This is a genomic window from Enterobacter sp. PL_is379, assembly GCF_055817355.1.
The window spans coordinates 1-16,378 of sequence record NZ_JBVPGT010000030.1 but is presented as its reverse complement, the minus strand read 5'-3'; the positions used below and the strand labels follow the sequence as shown (position 1 = coordinate 16,378).

The following is a 16,378-nucleotide window of genomic DNA, read 5'->3' as shown; positions in this document are numbered from 1 at the left end:
TGATATTTACCTTAAATTCATCGCCAGAACCGATAAATCGCGCAAACGAAGCGGTAAAAACATGATATAGCGCCATAAGAGAACAACTTGTTAACATTAAATTAACTTGTAAAAGTCATATGCTTTATCAGTTTTACTTGTCAAACGCGTGTTTTTTCAACATATCACTAAATGTTATCGAATAAGGTGATTCAGTAAGCACGGGCAGTGAAAAATGGCGCAGACAGCGACGGGTTTTAAATGCAATAATCGGGACCGTCTCAAATTAACAACAATACCAGTACATGGTTTGCGCAAGGCGAAGGATCATTTTTATGAAGCTTAAGAACACACTCCTGGCGTCCGCACTTCTTTCCGCGACCGCCCTGTCTGCGAATGCCGCAACAGAGTTAACGCCGGAGCAAGCGGCAGCGTTAAAACCTTTTGACCATACGGTCATTGTGGGTCGTTATAATTCTATTGGCGACGCCGTCGCCGCGGCATCAAAAGCTGCTGATAAAAACGGGGCTGCCTCGTTTTATGTCGTTGACCAGTCCGATTACGGCAACAGCGGTAACCAGCGCGTGACCATTGCGCTGTTCAAAGACAATGCGCCAAAAGCTGACGCACCGAAAAACCGCGTGATCAACGGTGTTGTTGAACTGCCGAAAGATCAGGCGATTGAGCTGGAACCTTACGACACCGTCACTGTTCAGGGCTTCTATCGCAGCCAGCCTGAAGTGAACGATGCCATCACCAAAGCCGCGAAAGAGAAAGGGGCCTACTCGTTCTTCATCGTGCGTCAGGTCGATGCTAACCAGGGTGGCAACCAGCGTATTACCGCGTTCATCTATAAAAAAGATGCGAAAAAACGTGTTCTGCAGAGCCCGGATGCCATCCCGGCGAATTCAGAAGCAGGTCGCGCGGCAATAGCAAAAGGCGGCGAAGAAGCGAAGAAAGTTGAAATTCCAGGCGTAGCAACGACGGCTGCCCCAAGCGCTGAAGTGGGCCGTTTCTTCGAAACGCAGTCCACAAAAGGTGGCCGCTATTCCGTTACGCTGCCGGACGGTACCAAAATTGAAGAGCTGAACAACGCCACTGCAGCGCAGATGGTGCCGTTCGACAGCATTAAGTTTACCGGCAACTACGGCAACATGACGGAAGTCTCTTACCAGGTCGCGAAGCGTGCGGCGAAGAAAGGGGCGAAGTACTACCACATCACCCGCCAGTGGCAGGAACGTGGTAACAACGTGACCATCAGCGCCGATCTGTACAAGTAACAAAATCGTTTACGAAAGGCGGCGCAATGCCGCCTTTTTTGTTACTTTTTTTGAATTTCTGCCACACGTCATTGCATGCTTTCGTTACACTCCGTAAAATCCCGCGCCTTAGTGTGATCCACCATTTTTATGCGCCTGAGCGAAATAATTATTCTGGATTTTGACCTTTCATAACAGGAAGCCAATGGAAAAGAAACTTGGCCTGAGTGCTCTGACTGCACTCGTTTTAAGCTCAATGCTGGGTGCAGGCGTATTCAGTTTGCCGCAAAATATGGCGGCCGTCGCGAGCCCTTCCGCGCTCATCATTGGCTGGGGCATTACCGGTGTCGGAATACTGCTGCTGGCCTTCGCCATGCTGCTCCTCACTCGCATTCGCCCGGATCTGGACGGCGGCATTTTCACCTATGCACGTGAAGGTTTCGGCGAGCTGATTGGCTTCTGTTCCGCATGGGGATACTGGCTGTGTGCCGTTATCGCCAACGTCTCCTATCTGGTGATCGTCTTCTCGGCGCTCAGTTTCTTTACCGATACGCCAGAGCTGCGTCTCTTTGGCGACGGGAATACCTGGCAGTCTATTGTGGGCGCCTCGGTGCTGCTGTGGTTCGTCCACTGGCTGGTATTACGCGGCGTACAAACGGCCGCCAGCATCAATCTGGTGGCGACGCTGGCGAAACTGGTTCCGCTCGGCCTGTTTATTGTTCTGGCCTTTATTGCGTTCCGTATGGACGTATTCAAGCTCGATTTCAGCGGCGTTGCGCTGGGCGTTCCCGTCTGGGAGCAGGTGAAAAACACGATGCTGATTACCCTGTGGGTGTTCATCGGTGTGGAAGGTGCGGTCGTGGTTTCTGCCCGTGCACGGAATAAACGCGATGTGGGCCGCGCCACGCTGCTGGCCGTACTGGCCGCGCTCGGGGTCTATCTGCTGGTGACGTTGCTGTCGCTGGGCGTGGTGGCGCGTCCTGAGCTGGCGGAAATGCGTAACCCGTCAATGGCAGGCCTGATGGTGAAAATGCTCGGTCCCTGGGGCGATGTGGTGATTGCCGCAGGACTGATCGTCTCCGTCTGCGGCGCTTACCTGAGCTGGACCATCATGGCGGCTGAAGTGCCGTTCCTGGCCGCGACGCACAAGGCGTTTCCACGCCTGTTCGCCCGTCAAAACAAAAACAGCGCGCCGTCGGCGTCACTCTGGCTGACCAACATCAGCGTTCAGGTCTGCCTGGTGCTGATCTGGCTCACAGGTTCAGACTATAACACGCTGCTGACCATCGCCTCGGAGATGATTCTGGTACCCTATTTCTTAGTGGGTGCGTATCTGTTAAAAATTGCCACACGCCCGGCGCATTATGTCGTGGGTGTCGGAGCCTGTATTTACGGCCTGTGGTTGTTGTATGCTTCCGGACCTATGCATCTGCTGCTGTCGGTAGTGCTGTACGCACCGGGTCTGCTGGTGTTTATCTACGCCCGCCGCACGCATCAGCTGGAGCATGCGCTGAAACGCCGTGAGATGGCATTAATTGGACTGCTACTGGTTGCTGCCCTGCCGGCAACCTGGATGTTAATGGGATAGCATCGCCTTTCCCATTGTTGAACTGTAAAGGAGAATACGATGGGAAATGCACCGCTTCGCCCAATACTGATTACCGGTGGAGGCCGCCGTATCGGCCTCGCTCTTGCCCATCACTTTCTCAACCTTCGCCATCCTGTCATTGTCAGCTACCGTACGGAATACCCGTCGATTGAAGGGTTACGCAAAGCCGGAGCGGTCTGCATTCAGGCTGATTTTTCAACCGATGAAGGCATTCTGGCTTTCGCGGAAGAGGTGAAGTCCACCACGACGGGGCTGCGCGCCGTGATCCATAACGCCAGCGCATGGCGTGCCGAAAAACCCGGTACGTCACTCAGCGAAACGCTCTCCGCCATGTTGCAGATCCACGTTAATACCCCTTATCTGCTCAACCACGCCCTGCAGGATCTGCTGCGCGGCCATGGGCATGCTGCGGGCGACATCATTCACTTCACTGATTATGTGGTGGAGCGCGGAAGCGACAAGCACATCGCCTACGCGGCCAGCAAAGCCGCGCTGGATAATATGACGCGCTCGTTTGCCCGCAAGCTTGCGCCCGAGGTGAAGGTGAACGCCATCGCCCCGGCGATGATTTTGTTTAACGAAAACGATGATGCGGAGTATCGCCAGCAGGCGCTGAATAAGTCGCTTATGAAAATCGCTCCTGGCGAGAAAGAGGTCATCGACCTCGTGGATTACCTGCTCACCAGCTGCTATGTCACCGGCAGAACCTTTGCCGTGGACGGCGGCCGCCCGCTGCGCTAGTGAAAACGAATAACAACCAGAATTACGGAACCGGCGTTAATTTTGAAAGATTAATGGAAGGTTAAGGTTCCGCGGTGTATGTTGGCTTTTTTCACGAAAACAGACGCTGTATGAATAAGATTGTTTATGTTGAAGACGAACCCGAAGTCGGGCAGTTGATCGCCGCCTATCTGGGTAAACATGATATGGACGTCATTGTTGAACCTCGCGGCGATCGTGCCGAAGAGGTGGTCGTCCGTGAAAACCCCGATCTGGTGCTACTGGATATCATGTTGCCAGGCAAAGACGGCATGACGCTCTGCCGTGACCTGCGCGCCAGGTGGGAGGGCCCTATCGTCCTGCTCACCTCGCTGGACAGCGATATGAACCATATCTTGTCGCTGGAGATGGGTGCCAATGACTACATTCTGAAAACCACACCGCCTGCCGTCCTGCTTGCACGTCTGCGCCTCCATTTGCGCCAGCACGCCAGCATCGAACGTGAAGCGCCCGCGGCGTCTCTGACGCCGCACAAAGCGATGCGCTTCGGTACGCTGTCTATTGACCCCATTAACCGTCAGGTGCTGCTCTCTGGCGAGCTTATCGCCCTCTCCACCGCGGATTTTGACCTGCTGTGGGAGCTGGCAACGCACGCCGGGCAAATCATGGACCGCGACGCGCTGCTGAAAAACCTGCGTGGCGTGAGCTATGACGGAATGGACCGCAGCGTTGACGTGGCGATTTCGCGTCTGCGCAAAAAGCTGCAGGATAACGCTACCGAGCCCTACCGCATTAAAACCGTGCGTAATAAGGGTTACCTGTTTGCCCCCCACGCCTGGGAAACCTGATTCCGTTAACCGGTTAGCATAACATGCGCGAAATGAAGGTATTACACAGTGATTCCCTCTCTTTCGCGCCTTTATTTATCCGTTTGCGCAACAATTAACTTGCTAAGCACGCGAACTATCCCATAATTAAACCTTCTACTGTCCTTTCTTCAGCTGGCACTGACCCGGCTACAACGCTTTCTCACCGTGAAGCTCTCACGAAACCTCTCCCATAAAATCTTGATATGAGGATTTAAGCCCATGAAATATGTATAGCTACAGTCAGGTTGAAGCCATCAAAACCAATCTTGAATGGATTGTTAATCAGGCAGCGCTTAGCCATGCCTCTCCCTCACGCGCCGATCGGAAAGCGCTCTTTGATCTCCTTGAACTCATCCAGTCTTACGAAATACTTCTGGATTTGATTAACGAATTTGGAACCGATGTGATTGATGTGCACATTGCGGAAGGACTGGCAGTAACGGAAACACTCATCGCCAAGGTAAAAAACAGCGCGAAAGCCATGTAACACGCTTCACAGACATGAAAATATCGGCGGGTTTCATGTATATTCTGCACAAAGCGTTTCTTCGGTGAGATCCAATGAAAAAGCTGTTTGTGCAGTTTTAGTGTGCAGAAAATTCGCAACTCATTGAAATGGCTTTATTTGTCATGGTATCAGTGAGTTAGCCAGAAACGTTTAACGGACATATACGGACATGCACGGTCTTTTTGATGCCCCTATCGGTGTCCCTTCTTTCAAAATGCCCCCAAATTTGCCCCCAATATTCCCCTGTTTTGCGAAGCTCCTTCCGGGTTCGCAACACTCTGCTTTACGTCTCTCTATCTGATCAGCATGGTCGCCACGAATTCGTTTGTAAGACTTAACCAGCGCACCTCTTTTTCTCCCTGCCCTATACTTTCAGTCTGATATCTGGCTGGAGGTTTCTATGTGTGGACGCTTTGCACAAGCCCAAACCCGTGAAGAATATCTGGCATACCTCGCAGATGAAGCCGATCGAGACATCGCATTCGACCCTGAGCCGATTGGACGTTACAACGTGGCTCCAGGCACGAAGGTCCTGTTGCTAAGCGAACGAAACGAGCAGTTACATCTTGATCCTGTATTATGGGGTTATGCCCCGGGATGGTGGGATAAAGCCCCCCTGATTAATGCGCGCGTCGAAACGGCGGCCACCAGCAGAATGTTTAAACCTCTATGGCAACATGGCCGCGCGATCTGCTTCGCCGATGGATGGTTCGAGTGGAAAAAAGAAGGTGACAATAAACAGCCCTACTTCATTCACCGTGCCAATGGCCAACCAATATTTATGGCAGCGATCGGCAGCACACCATTTGAGCGTGGTGATGAAGCTGAGGGTTTTCTTATAGTGACATCGGCAGCGGATAAAGGTCTGGTCGACATTCACGACCGCCGGCCACTTGTTTTGTCACCAGAAGCGGCACGTGAGTGGATGCGGCAGGATATTGGTGGGAAAGAAGCTGAAGAGATCGCAGCCGACGGCACTGTGCCAGCTGAGATGTTTATCTGGCATGCAGTGGCCCGTGATGTTGGAAATGTAAAAAATCAGGGGAGAAAATTGATAGAACAAACAAATATATAATCTGCCGTACTTTTGATGCGCACTTTATATTTGGTTAAATATTATCTTATCTTAAGAAAGGAATATATTTGCAGCCATCGAACCACTAAGTCCATTTATACGATAGAATTCAACACGAACACCTGGCTTTAACGTTTGGCTTTCACTATTACTTAATGCAGAAACATGTAAAAAAACATCTTTTCTGCCATCAGATGGGATAATCAATCCCTTTCCGCTCTTGAAGTCAAAACTTTTGACAATTCCTGTCATTTTACGAGACAAATATTTTCCTAATGGTAATCCAGATTTGACTATACAGGATTAGTTAATAATAGCTAATCCTATTTTAACGGCCTTCTGGAAGGCTAAAATAAAATTTGCTTAATCATTCAACACGTGCCTTAATGGTTTGGCTGATTCGTTGCGATGATGAATCTAACTTTTCCAAAAGCCGTTCTCATAACCAGGTGTTATCTCTGATACCTCCTCCTCTTGAGTCCATACATATACCAGCATACGTTTCTTATCATGAGCTTGCTTGTCAGTTTGAAATGTTCAAACGGAGTTTGTATGTCATCTAAAATCATAGGTCTTGTTAAGTGGTTTAACGAAGATAAGGGGTTTGGTTTTATCTCCCCACTCGATGGAAGTAAAGATGTTCTTGTTCACACTTCTTCCCTGCTGGGAGAAACATTTGATACTCTATTTGAAGGACAAAAAGTCAAATTCGCTATCATAGCTGGAACTAAAGGTCCAGTCGCTGCCAATGTAACACTTTGCGATAGATAGTTTTTAGATGGTTTACTTAAGCCAGCATGGCTTTATCAGTGAAAGGTGATTGTTCGGTTACGCACATCATTACAACAGGCCAGCATATTTACTTACCATAAAGTTTGCTGACCGATGTGATGAAATGCAGGACTGCTGCATGAACAGTCTCAAAGCAGAAGCTAACTGCTTATAAAATATTAAAGTGCGTAAGAGGTTAGGCAGCCTCTAAAAGCATCACTTCTTATTTTTTTAATTTTTTTAGAAGCGCTGGGGAGATTTGAATAAAGCACAGCAGTATGGGCACACCAATTGAGCCCCCTTTTGTACACGATTGTAACTATGTTCGGAATCTTTTGAGCAGTTTGGACAAGGACATTTTACTAAATAATTTCGGCGGAATTGAGTGTTTTTACGTGCTAACATAGACTTCTCCAGTTCAAATGGACCGTTACAGTACACGTTAAGTCAGTATAATGCTTGTTTTAATTTCGATAGAGGCAAAAAAAATGAACAAACAGCCCCCTTTCGAACACCTGCAGGGGCTAAAAGCCATCAAAATACATGGTGATATATGAAAAAAGTAATCATTTTTTTTAATGGTAAGCCAAGTAAAGTTATCACTGTGCTTAAAGGTGTGACATCAATACGCGAAGAATATCCTAATGGAGAAGTGATAAACCTTCAGATAATGTCAGCAGGTTTTCCCTCTTTAACAGGTGACCATGAAGTGGTCTATGTGGCATCAGATCGAGAGCTTACCTCTCAGGAAATATTAGATGCGGCGCAGAAGTATCTTTGACGCAAGGGATTCAACGCCAACGTTCATGAAATAATTATTATAACTACGTTTAATTATTATAGCCTGCTTAACGCAGGCTTTTTTTTACCCCCACACAAACATTTATAATTAAGATATGTACATCCAACACCATGGCAATATGACTTTATTGCTGAAGAAACCATAAGGCTTCCATGAAAATTCTATATTACACAGTATTAATAGTTATTGAAGCCCCATTCTCAGATAATAATATCAATCCTCTTATCTTAGGTCTCTTGCATGACCGAAACTATTCAAGTAAGTCAAACCGAGGCGTTAAACTTCCATCCCATGCATTCATTGGTTCAGAGGGTCAGGCAGTTTTAGAGTGGGAGTCTGAAAAAGATGGAGCAGAAAAACTAAAAAAAAGACTCTACCAGATGCTGCATGGAATTACACGTTTAGAAGAGTCTCCCACAGCAATTTTTCTAATGATTTGCCCAGAAGATAAAACCTTAACCTTTGTTTCAAGACTTAAAGTAAAAAAATGAACATCGATATTTTAACCTTCACCATCTGAAAATACCGTGACCGTGAAAACTGCGAAAGAAAATCATGAGGCACATCAGTAAATTTTGTATCATTTGCTAAGCATTGCTGTTACATTCGGTTTTATGATGAATCCTCCTCAGCGGCAGGGCTAACTAACCTGATGATTTGTATATCAAGCGGCTCATCGTGAATTTCTGAAGCAGCGAGTCACGAGTGGTTAGCTCAATGACTCACCGGGAGGCACCCGGCATCATATCCATAAGCCCCTGTATAATTGCAGGGGCTTATTTACATTACAAAAGCATAGTAGTAGACATATTACTCTTAATACTCATAGCCGATAATTAGGTTCGAATGAATATACCGTTTAAAGAATCATCTAACTTTTATTAGGTCTGAATACCTCGTAGTATATCGTGGAGATAACATATCCCGTTTCATCTGCCATTGCTGCTGTATACCCTGCCCGGCAAAATAAAGCGTTCCCTTTCCATCTTTCGCGTTCAGATAATCCAGAACTTCCATCAACCTATCGCTACCAGCGCGCGGCGCGTTCTCGTCGAACAAGTTGAGCTGGGCCACACCATGGCTAAAGAAGTCACCCAGCATAATGCCGGCTTTCTGGTAACGGTGTCCGTCTTTCCAGATTTTGTCCAGGCACTTTACCGCGGCGTTAATGATGTCGCGTGAATCCTGAGTGGGGGTAAGAAGCTTCATGGACGCACTGTTACCGTAATACGGCTCGTTAAGCGCAAAGGGAGAGGTTTTCACGAACGCAGAGATAAACCGGCAATACTGGTGCTCACCACGAAGCTTTTCAGCACCACGGGCCGCATAGCTGCAGATGGCCTGACGCATCTGCTCATATTCTGTGACGCGTTCACCAAAAGACCGGCTGCAGACGATTTCCTGCTTAGCTGGTGCAAACTCCTCCAGCTCGAGGCATGGCTCGCCGCGCAGCTCCCTGACCGTTCGCTCGAGTACCACGTTAAAGTGCTTGCGGATAATCCAGGTGCTTTGTTCTGAGAGGTCAAAAGCCGTTTTGATGCCCATGGCGTTAAGCTTCTTACTGATGCGCCTGCCGACGCCCCAGACGTCCTCCACCGGAACCAGAGCAAGCAGTCGGCGCTGGCGATCGAGATTGGACAGGTCCACTACCCCGCCTGTTTGCCGCTGCCATTTTTTGGCTGCGTGGTTTGCCAGCTTAGCGAGTGTTTTAGTCTGCGCTATACCAACACCGACTGTCAGGTGCGTGCGCTTCAGAACCGTCGCACGGATCTCTTTGCCGAACTCCGTAAGGTCCCGGCAGTTGCGAACACCATTAAGATCGCAAAAAGCCTCGTCAATGCTGTAAATTTCGACGCGGGGGCTCATTTCCTCCAACGTTGTCATCACCCGGTTGGACATGTCAGCATAGAGCTCGTAATTACTGCTGAAGCAAACAACACCAGAGCGCCGGAATAGATCCTTTTGCTTAAAGAATGGCTCTCCCATGGTAATTCCAGCCGCCTTGGCCTCGGCGCTGCGCGCGATTACGCAGCCGTCATTATTCGAGAGAACAACCACTGGCCGCCCTTTCAAATCGGGCCGAAACACCGTCTCGCATGATGCGTAGAAAGAATTTACATCACAGAGCGCAAACATATTCAGCTCGCAGATTTAACGATGAAAGTCACTACACCGAACACATCGAGTGTGTCCTCGTTGCCGACGATAATCGGCGAGTAAGCGCTGTTCATTGGAATGAGCTGAACTGTCGGGCGCAGCTGCAGGCGTTTAACTGTAAACTCCCCTTCCACCGCTGCGATGACAATATCACCATGCTCAGCAGTGCGCGAACTGTCCACAACCAGCAGGTCACCATCACTGATCCCTGCTTCGATCATAGAGTCGCCGGCAGCCTTAACGAAATATGTTGAGCTCGGATGAGCGACAAGTAACTCATTGAGATCGATGCGCTGTTCAACGTAATCAGCTGCGGGGCTTGGGAAACCACACTGTACTAAGTCACTGAAAAGCGGGAGAGCGATAATTTCTCGCAATTCTGTTGGCCTGATAAATTCCATTGCACACACCTCATATACTGTTTTTATATACAGTAGTTTTATTTATAAGTGTCCGCAAGATACAGGCCCTATCGTCACTGCTTAAAGCTTCGCCGTTTCGTTTCTAAGTTTCTCTGGCGCTTCGAATTATGGCTTTTGTAAATTTTTTGGTTATGTTTCTATGTGAACAGATTTAAGTCGCCGCGCATTCTTACATTCGATAGGTGGCGGTTTTCTCAGCTTCCAGACTGCAACGCTTTGACCTGTTTCTTTAAATCTTCAATTTGGTCCATTAAAGCCAGAATGGCTTCATGATGAAGGGCTGCAGCCACACCGTAGGTATCAGGGCTTAAAACCTTCTCTACGACCGTACCATCATCCAGAGTACGGTCACCACCCTCGAAAACGAATTCAGGAAATACATCCTGCACTTCCTGGGCAATAAACCCAATCCCTGGGGCCACGCCATCCAGACGCTGCCAGGTTACGCCGCGAAGCTTAACCATTTTTCCTAACGGGTCCTCGATGCGTTTGATGTCGAACTTAAGTCTACCATCTGAGTTAGGAACCCATGACCCAGGAGCAGTTGCTGAACCATTGCCAGAAAAAATGTACGATGCCCCCCTCACATAGTTGCCAGAGCCGTCTAAAAGAGCTATGTCAAGCTGACCATATCCATTAGAGTCACCCCATTTATATCTACCTGACAATCCTGTAAGAACCCGTGTGACACCGTTAACTATATAATTTGATGAGAACGCACTACCTGACACTTCAGTACCTGAGGCTGGATCTGAGACGGATTTATTAATTGCATAAACATTTCCAGACACTGAAATCTGAGTGGAAATATCACCACCAGTTTTGCCATTCACAGTGACAAATCTCGAATCATCTCCGGCGGCGACCGTTCCCGCCGCTGATCCAACGTTCCTGGTAGCGCTGTTTCCTAAACCGAGGTTTGTGCGAGCGCCTGATGCGGTTGTCGATCCGGTACCGCCCTGGTTAACAGGTACGGCCCCTCCGCTCTTGGTTGCCATATTGTCAGACAGATATTTCCATGATGGGCCGGTGAAGGTGGTGCCGTCTGGCAACTTCACTGTGATGTTTCCGGCGGCGCTGTAAACCTGCTGCCAGTTCTGTTTGTCGTAATTCAGTCCACGCAGAGCTTCTGCACTTTGTGCCACCAGCGCAGCAGTTACCATGTTCAGCGCAACGCGGGGAACAGCTGACCAGGCCGCGCCGGCCTTAGTAGGCCCGGTAAAGTTACTAACCAGAGTCACCTGGGTATTACCGTCAACCGTTTTTACTGGCAGCGTATAATCAACACCGCCCACAGTCGAAACAATGAAATCACCTGCGGCGAGTTCGGTTGCGAATGAGGTTCCGGAACCGCCAACAATAGCGGACCCGTTTGTCAGGGTAATGGTTCCTGCCGACATAATGGACTCCTGAATTCAGATAATAAAAAACCCGCCGGAGCGGGTTGTCAGTAAATTGCATCAATAACGGGAATGGATAGACTTGTCAGCCTTCGTCCTACGACGCTGTATTTCGATGTCCACGATGCAGCATTTCTTCCCCTCCCGGCACGCACCAGATTGCCGCTGCGGATCAGGCCCGCCCATTTCAAATAGTCCCAGCCGGTGTAAACCTCGCTGTTATAGCCATAGCGGCCAAGCAAAATCATGCCCTCGCCAATATCGGTATTTGACCATGATGGTGTATAGGTCTGGTTCCGGTACACAAATGGCCTGCGCGTGGTGGAGAACACACAGACACCTTCCTTAATAATATTTAGCCCCCTCCCAGGCGTCGGGCTTACGCCACTGGCAAAAATTGCGATTTGCATGGTGACCGTAGCATCCTGATCGAGGCCGGAGTGGTCTTTTGTTGCAATAATATTCGAGCCGTCGAATTCGATGGTGACGTTATCAGCACTCCATTTGGCGAACACCATATAACGATCGCGGGAGATGTTTGTCGTTGGGGTAGCCCAGCTTCCGGTGAAGGTGACGGTACCGCGCCAGACGCAGTATCCCGACATCGTGGCATCAGTGATTGAGAGGAAATCCGTGCTGTCCTTAATCAGCAACCCCCTACCTGGAGAGGTCGGTAGAATTTGCCAGATTGATGAGGCAAAAGTACGAGAGCTCCCAAGGCCATCACTCCGCCAGTTGTTCATGGTCATGGTATTGCCGTTTACGGTAAAACCATCCAGCATGACAATGGTTGGAATCAGATTGGTGCCCACCCAAAATCTGTCGACAGTATTGCGCGGAATAAGGACGATCTGACTTCCATCAACTCGCTGGTTAATTGTGAACTGGTTCCCCGAAACGGCATCACTAACATTCTGGCAAAACGAAGGGCAGCGGAGCCCGGCTGTTATTTCCATTGCCGGTCCTCCGTCGTTATAAGGTATTCGTAATCCTCTTGGCATTATGGCCACTCCCCAAGAATCATCATATCACCACCGCCGAGGTCGACTTTTACTCCCTTCCCGTCAATGGTGACGCCGTTACCGTTACCGGTGAACGCGAAGTTGCCGCTGGTAGCGTAAAGCGCCCCATGAAGCTCACAATTCCCGCCCTTATCAATATTCCACCCGGCACCACCAGGACCAGCCACATAGTTTGATGAGCGTATGTAATTACCTATCTTCGCGTTAGTAATGCTGCCATCCTGTATAAACGCTGAGCTGACAAATACCTGGCCATTAACCACAGCGAACGGCGAATACTGGGTATCACCACTGCCACTCATCAGCACGAACTGGTTAGCGTTAAATCCAACCCTGGTTACTACCGGTTTTCCTGCCTCAGCCAGGACGGCAATCGACATCCCGGCGTTGTACATCACGCCATTAATCCTGACACCCGTTTTCAGCGTATAAATAGCTGATGCGCCGGTGGCGTCCACGACTGCAGTCAGCTTGTCTTCAAGAGCTGCAGTCACATCGTTAAACTGCGCCTGCACCTGAGTGGACATCTCCGCCATTGCCTGGCTCACGTCAGCAATGGTCGTTTTGACAACCAGGATATCGGCACGCACTTCCCCATATTGTGCCCACTGGTGCTCGACTGTTCCGTGGTTCGCCAGGGCGTTCTGAAGAATTCCCTCGAGGTTGGTATCAATGTCACCAGTGAGGCGCTCCCCATCAGCAGATGTAAGAAAATCGTCTGCGATATCACCCAGATAATCATCGGCGTTATCGTTAGACATCCCCCTGATCCATTCTGTATACCCGGACTCGTTACCCGTTCTGTCAACCAGCTGCGCGCGGTACCAGAATTCCTGCCCAGCTTTAAGGCCGAGCTGAGTGTATTCCGCAGATGGATAAGGCACGTCTGTGAGCAGGAGAGGATCCGAAAAGTCACTGTTGGCTGTGTACTGAATTTCCGTTTTAAGCGTATCGCCGGTGTTTGCCGGGAAGCCCCAGTTAAGACGAATGCCCCAGTTAATGCCCATGGCCGTGACTCCTACTGGCTTAGGTGGGTTTCCTACTTTGCCGGTCAGCGTCTTCTCTTCCGAATATCCCCATCCTGAGGAAATTTCAGAGGCATTGATGGCGCGCACGCGCACCAGGTAGCGCCCGGCATAAATCCCCGGGACGTCGAATGACGTGGTGGAGCTGCGCGGCACATTAACCCAGTTCCCGTCGTTGCGGCGCCACTGCGCCTCATAGGCGATGGCATTTTGTGCCTGGTCCCAGCTCACTCGCATGGTTTCGACGCTGATATTCTGCTGAACCACCGAAAACGAGCCGATCACGATATTGGCTGGCTGCAACTGGTTACCTGGAGGAATGACACTCACCGGCCGCTGATCAATGATGGCACCCGTATCAATTCGGGCATATTTATCCGGATCATGATTTGCTCCGGTGATGGTATATGTCCCGTCATTGTTATCGGTGACACTAATTACCCTGTACTGCTGTGCATAGAGTTCATCAGATTCAATAACCCATACAGCTTCAGCCTGCGGAAATTCGCTAAAGTCAGTTGTCACGGTGACCATTTCGCCGGACAGGGACTGAATCGTCCGGGATTGGGTAATACCCGACGGCAGGTTTACCATTATCCTGTCACCGGCCTTAGCACTTGGCACCCGGTCAAGTTTGAGAACACGACCATTAACCGCAGATAATCGACCGCCTAAATCTTTCCCAGACAGATTTCGGTCGGAAACAGCAATTATATAGCCAGGCTGAGGGATATTGCCGTCCAGACCAACGTCGAACGTTACAATCCTATCTTTATTGTTGGTCAGGATCCCCCAGCGCCCTTTTCTGTTAGCCTCAGACTGCCGGGTGCAACCGATGGCGGTGATCTCAAGCTGGTTGAAACCATAGCGCGCCACCAGCGCCTGCTCGAAGACGGGCTCCATTGCATCAGCATATCCATTTGCCGGATCTGACCAGGAAACAAGAGCGTTCGTGTAGCGACTTTTGGTTGCACTGCTGGAATATACGAATTTGCCGTCAACAACGTTTGCATGCGTGTAGGTAAAATCGACATCTCTGGGCATGTCTGCAAGTGCAACAATCTGGCCGTCGCCCCAGTAGGTCATCCCACGGAAGATTGCAGCAAAATCACGCAGGACGGTGTAAGCGTCATTCCGATCCTGAATGTAAACGTTGCAGGTGTAACGCGGTTCAGTTCCGCTAGCACCCTTTCCATCCGGTACCGGTTGATCACAATACTGAGCGACCTGATAAAGCGTCCATTTGTCGATATTTGCTGCCGTTAGCCGATTACCAAGACCGAAGCGATCAGTGACCACTAGATCGTAAAATACCCATGCAGGGTTATCCGTCCATGCCCACTTAAATGCGCCCGTCCAGGTGCCGCTGTACGTTCGTGTTTCCGGGTCATAGGTATCGGGCACACGAATAACACGTCCGCGAGGCTCGCAGGAAATTTGCGGAATTGAGCCATTGAACTGGCTCGAATCAAATTCGATGTACAGTAGCGCGGTGTTCGGATATCGCAGTTTGGCGTCGATTACTTCTGTGAAGCTTTGCAGCGTCATCGTGTCGCCAATCTTCGCGCTATTGGCATCGGCTGTAATCTTGCGCAGCCTGATGGTCCAGGTGCTGCCCGCCTGAGGTAAATCAATACGGTGGCTGCGTTCATAGCCAGAGGTGGTTTTCCCGGTCACGCTGGTATTTAGCACTGTCTGCCAGGTGCCACCATCTGTCTGCAGGTCAATTGCGTAGTTAACCGAATAGCCAACCAGATCACCATCGTCCTCCTGTTTGAAGAGAGAAGCCCATTTTAGACGCAGGCGAACAGCTGAAAGCTGCGTATTGGTGAACGTGCGCGTCCATGCAGTGGTGCTGGAAACTTCGGAACCTACATTGATTTCATTTTCGGTACCCGGGATCCCTTGAATGTATTTTTGCGCCTGAGTTCCAGAACGAAACTCCCACGCCACACCGCTGAAGTTCTGCGAACCATCTGCGTTCTCAAGTGCAGTGCCATCGAGATAAATATCGCGCGCAGTCAGGCCACCAGCAAACTCCCCCTCTCCCAGCGCCAGAAGGATTTTTGCCTTGGCTACTGACAGTAGATCGTCTGGCTGTTCTGTAGGAGTCCTTGAGCTTGAACTGCCGCCCTTGCGGCCTTTTATAGCGATTGCAGTTGCCATATTACGCCCATAAAAAAAGCCACCCAGAGGTGGCTTATTGAAATGTGTTTAATCTAGTAGAATTCAACTTTCGTATTCGCTGTCATTAGTACTGGCTTCGGCACAGGATTCCCTGCGCTCTGCATTGTTACTTTACATATTTCAGGAACAAGCTTTTCGCTATAATGACAAGTATTCGTTGCTGTATAACCGTCCGAGTAAACTGATGTGTTTATAATTTTATAATCAAGAGGCTTCCTGTCTTTATCAACATAAGATATTTCGTTTTTAGAGAGGACCTTTCCAGAACCATAAAACTCAGAACGTATCAAATTAGAATTATCATCATAAAAATGCTCAGATATTTTCTTACCTAAATAATAGGTATCTTTAATTAAGCCATTCGAGTAAAGACTATATCGCAACTCGTCACCATTTTCATTTTTACTCAAAATATTACATTTTTCATCGAGTTGTATAGAGAAAGGCTTACCATCTCTTTGGCCAACAAGACTTCCATTGCTATTTTTTAGATTTGTTTCATGACCAGACGAAACGTTATCAAGATCTAAGCTTTCGACACAACCATTCTTAGCTAGTCTGATGGCGATTTTA

The 16,378-nt window shown here is 49.2% G+C and carries 17 protein-coding genes; 9 read left to right on the top strand and 8 right to left on the bottom strand.

Annotated elements, in window-relative coordinates; translation table 11 throughout:
- The first annotated feature begins 314 nt into the window (after window positions 1-314).
- The 6 genes from ydgH to AC0TOY_RS14245 all read left to right on the top strand — a co-directional run bounded on the left by ydgH (window position 315) and on the right by AC0TOY_RS14245 (window position 6,019).
- Window positions 315-1,259: a DUF1471 family protein YdgH gene (gene ydgH, locus AC0TOY_RS14270; protein WP_024909331.1), complete on the top strand. Its 945-nt coding sequence runs from the start codon at window positions 315-317 to the stop codon at window positions 1,257-1,259.
- A 184-nt stretch (window positions 1,260-1,443) separates the two neighbouring features.
- On the top strand, window positions 1,444-2,826 hold the full coding sequence (locus AC0TOY_RS14265) for an amino acid permease (protein ID WP_090417216.1): 1,383 nt from the start codon (window positions 1,444-1,446) through the stop codon (window positions 2,824-2,826).
- Window positions 2,827-2,865: 39 nt separating this feature from the next.
- The gene (gene folM / locus AC0TOY_RS14260; protein WP_061715397.1) at window positions 2,866-3,588 is read left to right on the top strand and encodes a dihydromonapterin reductase; all 723 of its coding nucleotides are present in this window, start codon (window positions 2,866-2,868) and stop codon (window positions 3,586-3,588) included.
- A 110-nt stretch (window positions 3,589-3,698) separates the two neighbouring features.
- Window positions 3,699-4,415, top strand: a complete 717-nt coding sequence (gene rstA, locus AC0TOY_RS14255) for a two-component system response regulator RstA (protein WP_024909333.1) — start codon at window positions 3,699-3,701, stop codon at window positions 4,413-4,415.
- A gap of 247 nt (window positions 4,416-4,662) precedes the next feature.
- Window positions 4,663-4,923 (top strand): hypothetical protein, encoded by a 261-nt coding sequence (locus AC0TOY_RS14250; protein WP_024909334.1) that lies wholly within the window; start codon window positions 4,663-4,665, stop codon window positions 4,921-4,923.
- Window positions 4,924-5,344: 421 nt separating this feature from the next.
- Window positions 5,345-6,019 carry an SOS response-associated peptidase gene (locus AC0TOY_RS14245; protein WP_343582245.1) on the top strand — a complete coding sequence of 225 codons (675 nt, stop codon included), beginning with the start codon at window positions 5,345-5,347 and terminating at the stop codon, window positions 6,017-6,019.
- 51 nt (window positions 6,020-6,070) lie between these two features.
- Here the strand turns inward: AC0TOY_RS14245 and cspF are convergent, their stop codons facing one another.
- Window positions 6,071-6,283 carry a cold shock-like protein CspF gene (gene cspF, locus AC0TOY_RS14240; RefSeq protein WP_343582244.1) on the bottom strand — a complete coding sequence of 71 codons (213 nt, stop codon included), beginning with the start codon at window positions 6,281-6,283 and terminating at the stop codon, window positions 6,071-6,073.
- 288 nt (window positions 6,284-6,571) lie between these two features.
- On the opposite strand from cspF, the gene AC0TOY_RS14235 reads away from it, so the two are divergent.
- A complete protein-coding gene (locus tag AC0TOY_RS14235) occupies window positions 6,572-6,790 on the top strand; it encodes a cold shock domain-containing protein (RefSeq protein WP_267214716.1) in 219 nt (72 codons plus the stop codon).
- A 240-nt stretch (window positions 6,791-7,030) separates the two neighbouring features.
- Here AC0TOY_RS14235 and AC0TOY_RS14230 read toward each other — a convergent pair whose 3' ends face one another.
- Complete coding sequence (locus AC0TOY_RS14230) at window positions 7,031-7,195, bottom strand: YnfU family zinc-binding protein (RefSeq protein ID WP_473721978.1); 165 nt, start codon at window positions 7,193-7,195, stop codon at window positions 7,031-7,033.
- Between the two features lie 148 nt (window positions 7,196-7,343).
- Here AC0TOY_RS14230 and AC0TOY_RS14225 point away from each other — a divergent pair, with 148 nt between their 5' ends.
- Both AC0TOY_RS14225 and AC0TOY_RS14220 read left to right on the top strand, forming a co-directional pair.
- Complete coding sequence (locus AC0TOY_RS14225) at window positions 7,344-7,571, top strand: hypothetical protein (protein ID WP_025910815.1); 228 nt, start codon at window positions 7,344-7,346, stop codon at window positions 7,569-7,571.
- Window positions 7,572-7,744: 173 nt separating this feature from the next.
- Window positions 7,745-8,083 carry a hypothetical protein gene (locus AC0TOY_RS14220; protein ID WP_126328652.1) on the top strand — a complete coding sequence of 113 codons (339 nt, stop codon included), beginning with the start codon at window positions 7,745-7,747 and terminating at the stop codon, window positions 8,081-8,083.
- Between the two features lie 376 nt (window positions 8,084-8,459).
- Here AC0TOY_RS14220 and AC0TOY_RS14215 read toward each other — a convergent pair whose 3' ends face one another.
- The 6 genes from AC0TOY_RS14215 to AC0TOY_RS14190 all read right to left on the bottom strand — a co-directional run.
- Window positions 8,460-9,728 carry a Y-family DNA polymerase gene (locus AC0TOY_RS14215; RefSeq protein WP_473721977.1) on the bottom strand — a complete coding sequence of 423 codons (1,269 nt, stop codon included), beginning with the start codon at window positions 9,726-9,728 and terminating at the stop codon, window positions 8,460-8,462.
- A gap of 2 nt (window positions 9,729-9,730) precedes the next feature.
- Window positions 9,731-10,150, bottom strand: coding sequence for a translesion error-prone DNA polymerase V autoproteolytic subunit (locus tag AC0TOY_RS14210; protein WP_070533012.1), 420 nt, complete (start codon window positions 10,148-10,150; stop codon window positions 9,731-9,733).
- A 215-nt stretch (window positions 10,151-10,365) separates the two neighbouring features.
- Window positions 10,366-11,571: a tail fiber domain-containing protein gene (locus tag AC0TOY_RS14205; RefSeq protein WP_473721976.1), complete on the bottom strand. Its 1,206-nt coding sequence runs from the start codon at window positions 11,569-11,571 to the stop codon at window positions 10,366-10,368.
- 47 nt (window positions 11,572-11,618) lie between these two features.
- Window positions 11,619-12,572 carry a DUF6453 family protein gene (locus AC0TOY_RS14200; protein WP_473721975.1) on the bottom strand — a complete coding sequence of 318 codons (954 nt, stop codon included), beginning with the start codon at window positions 12,570-12,572 and terminating at the stop codon, window positions 11,619-11,621.
- A complete protein-coding gene (locus AC0TOY_RS14195) occupies window positions 12,572-15,784 on the bottom strand; it encodes a TipJ family phage tail tip protein (protein ID WP_473721974.1) in 3,213 nt (1,070 codons plus the stop codon). The genes AC0TOY_RS14200 and AC0TOY_RS14195 overlap by 1 nt, the downstream gene beginning before the upstream one ends.
- 53 nt (window positions 15,785-15,837) lie before the next feature.
- A partial coding sequence (locus AC0TOY_RS14190; protein ID WP_473721973.1) for a YnfC family lipoprotein occupies window positions 15,838-16,378 on the bottom strand: 541 nt, incomplete at its 5' end.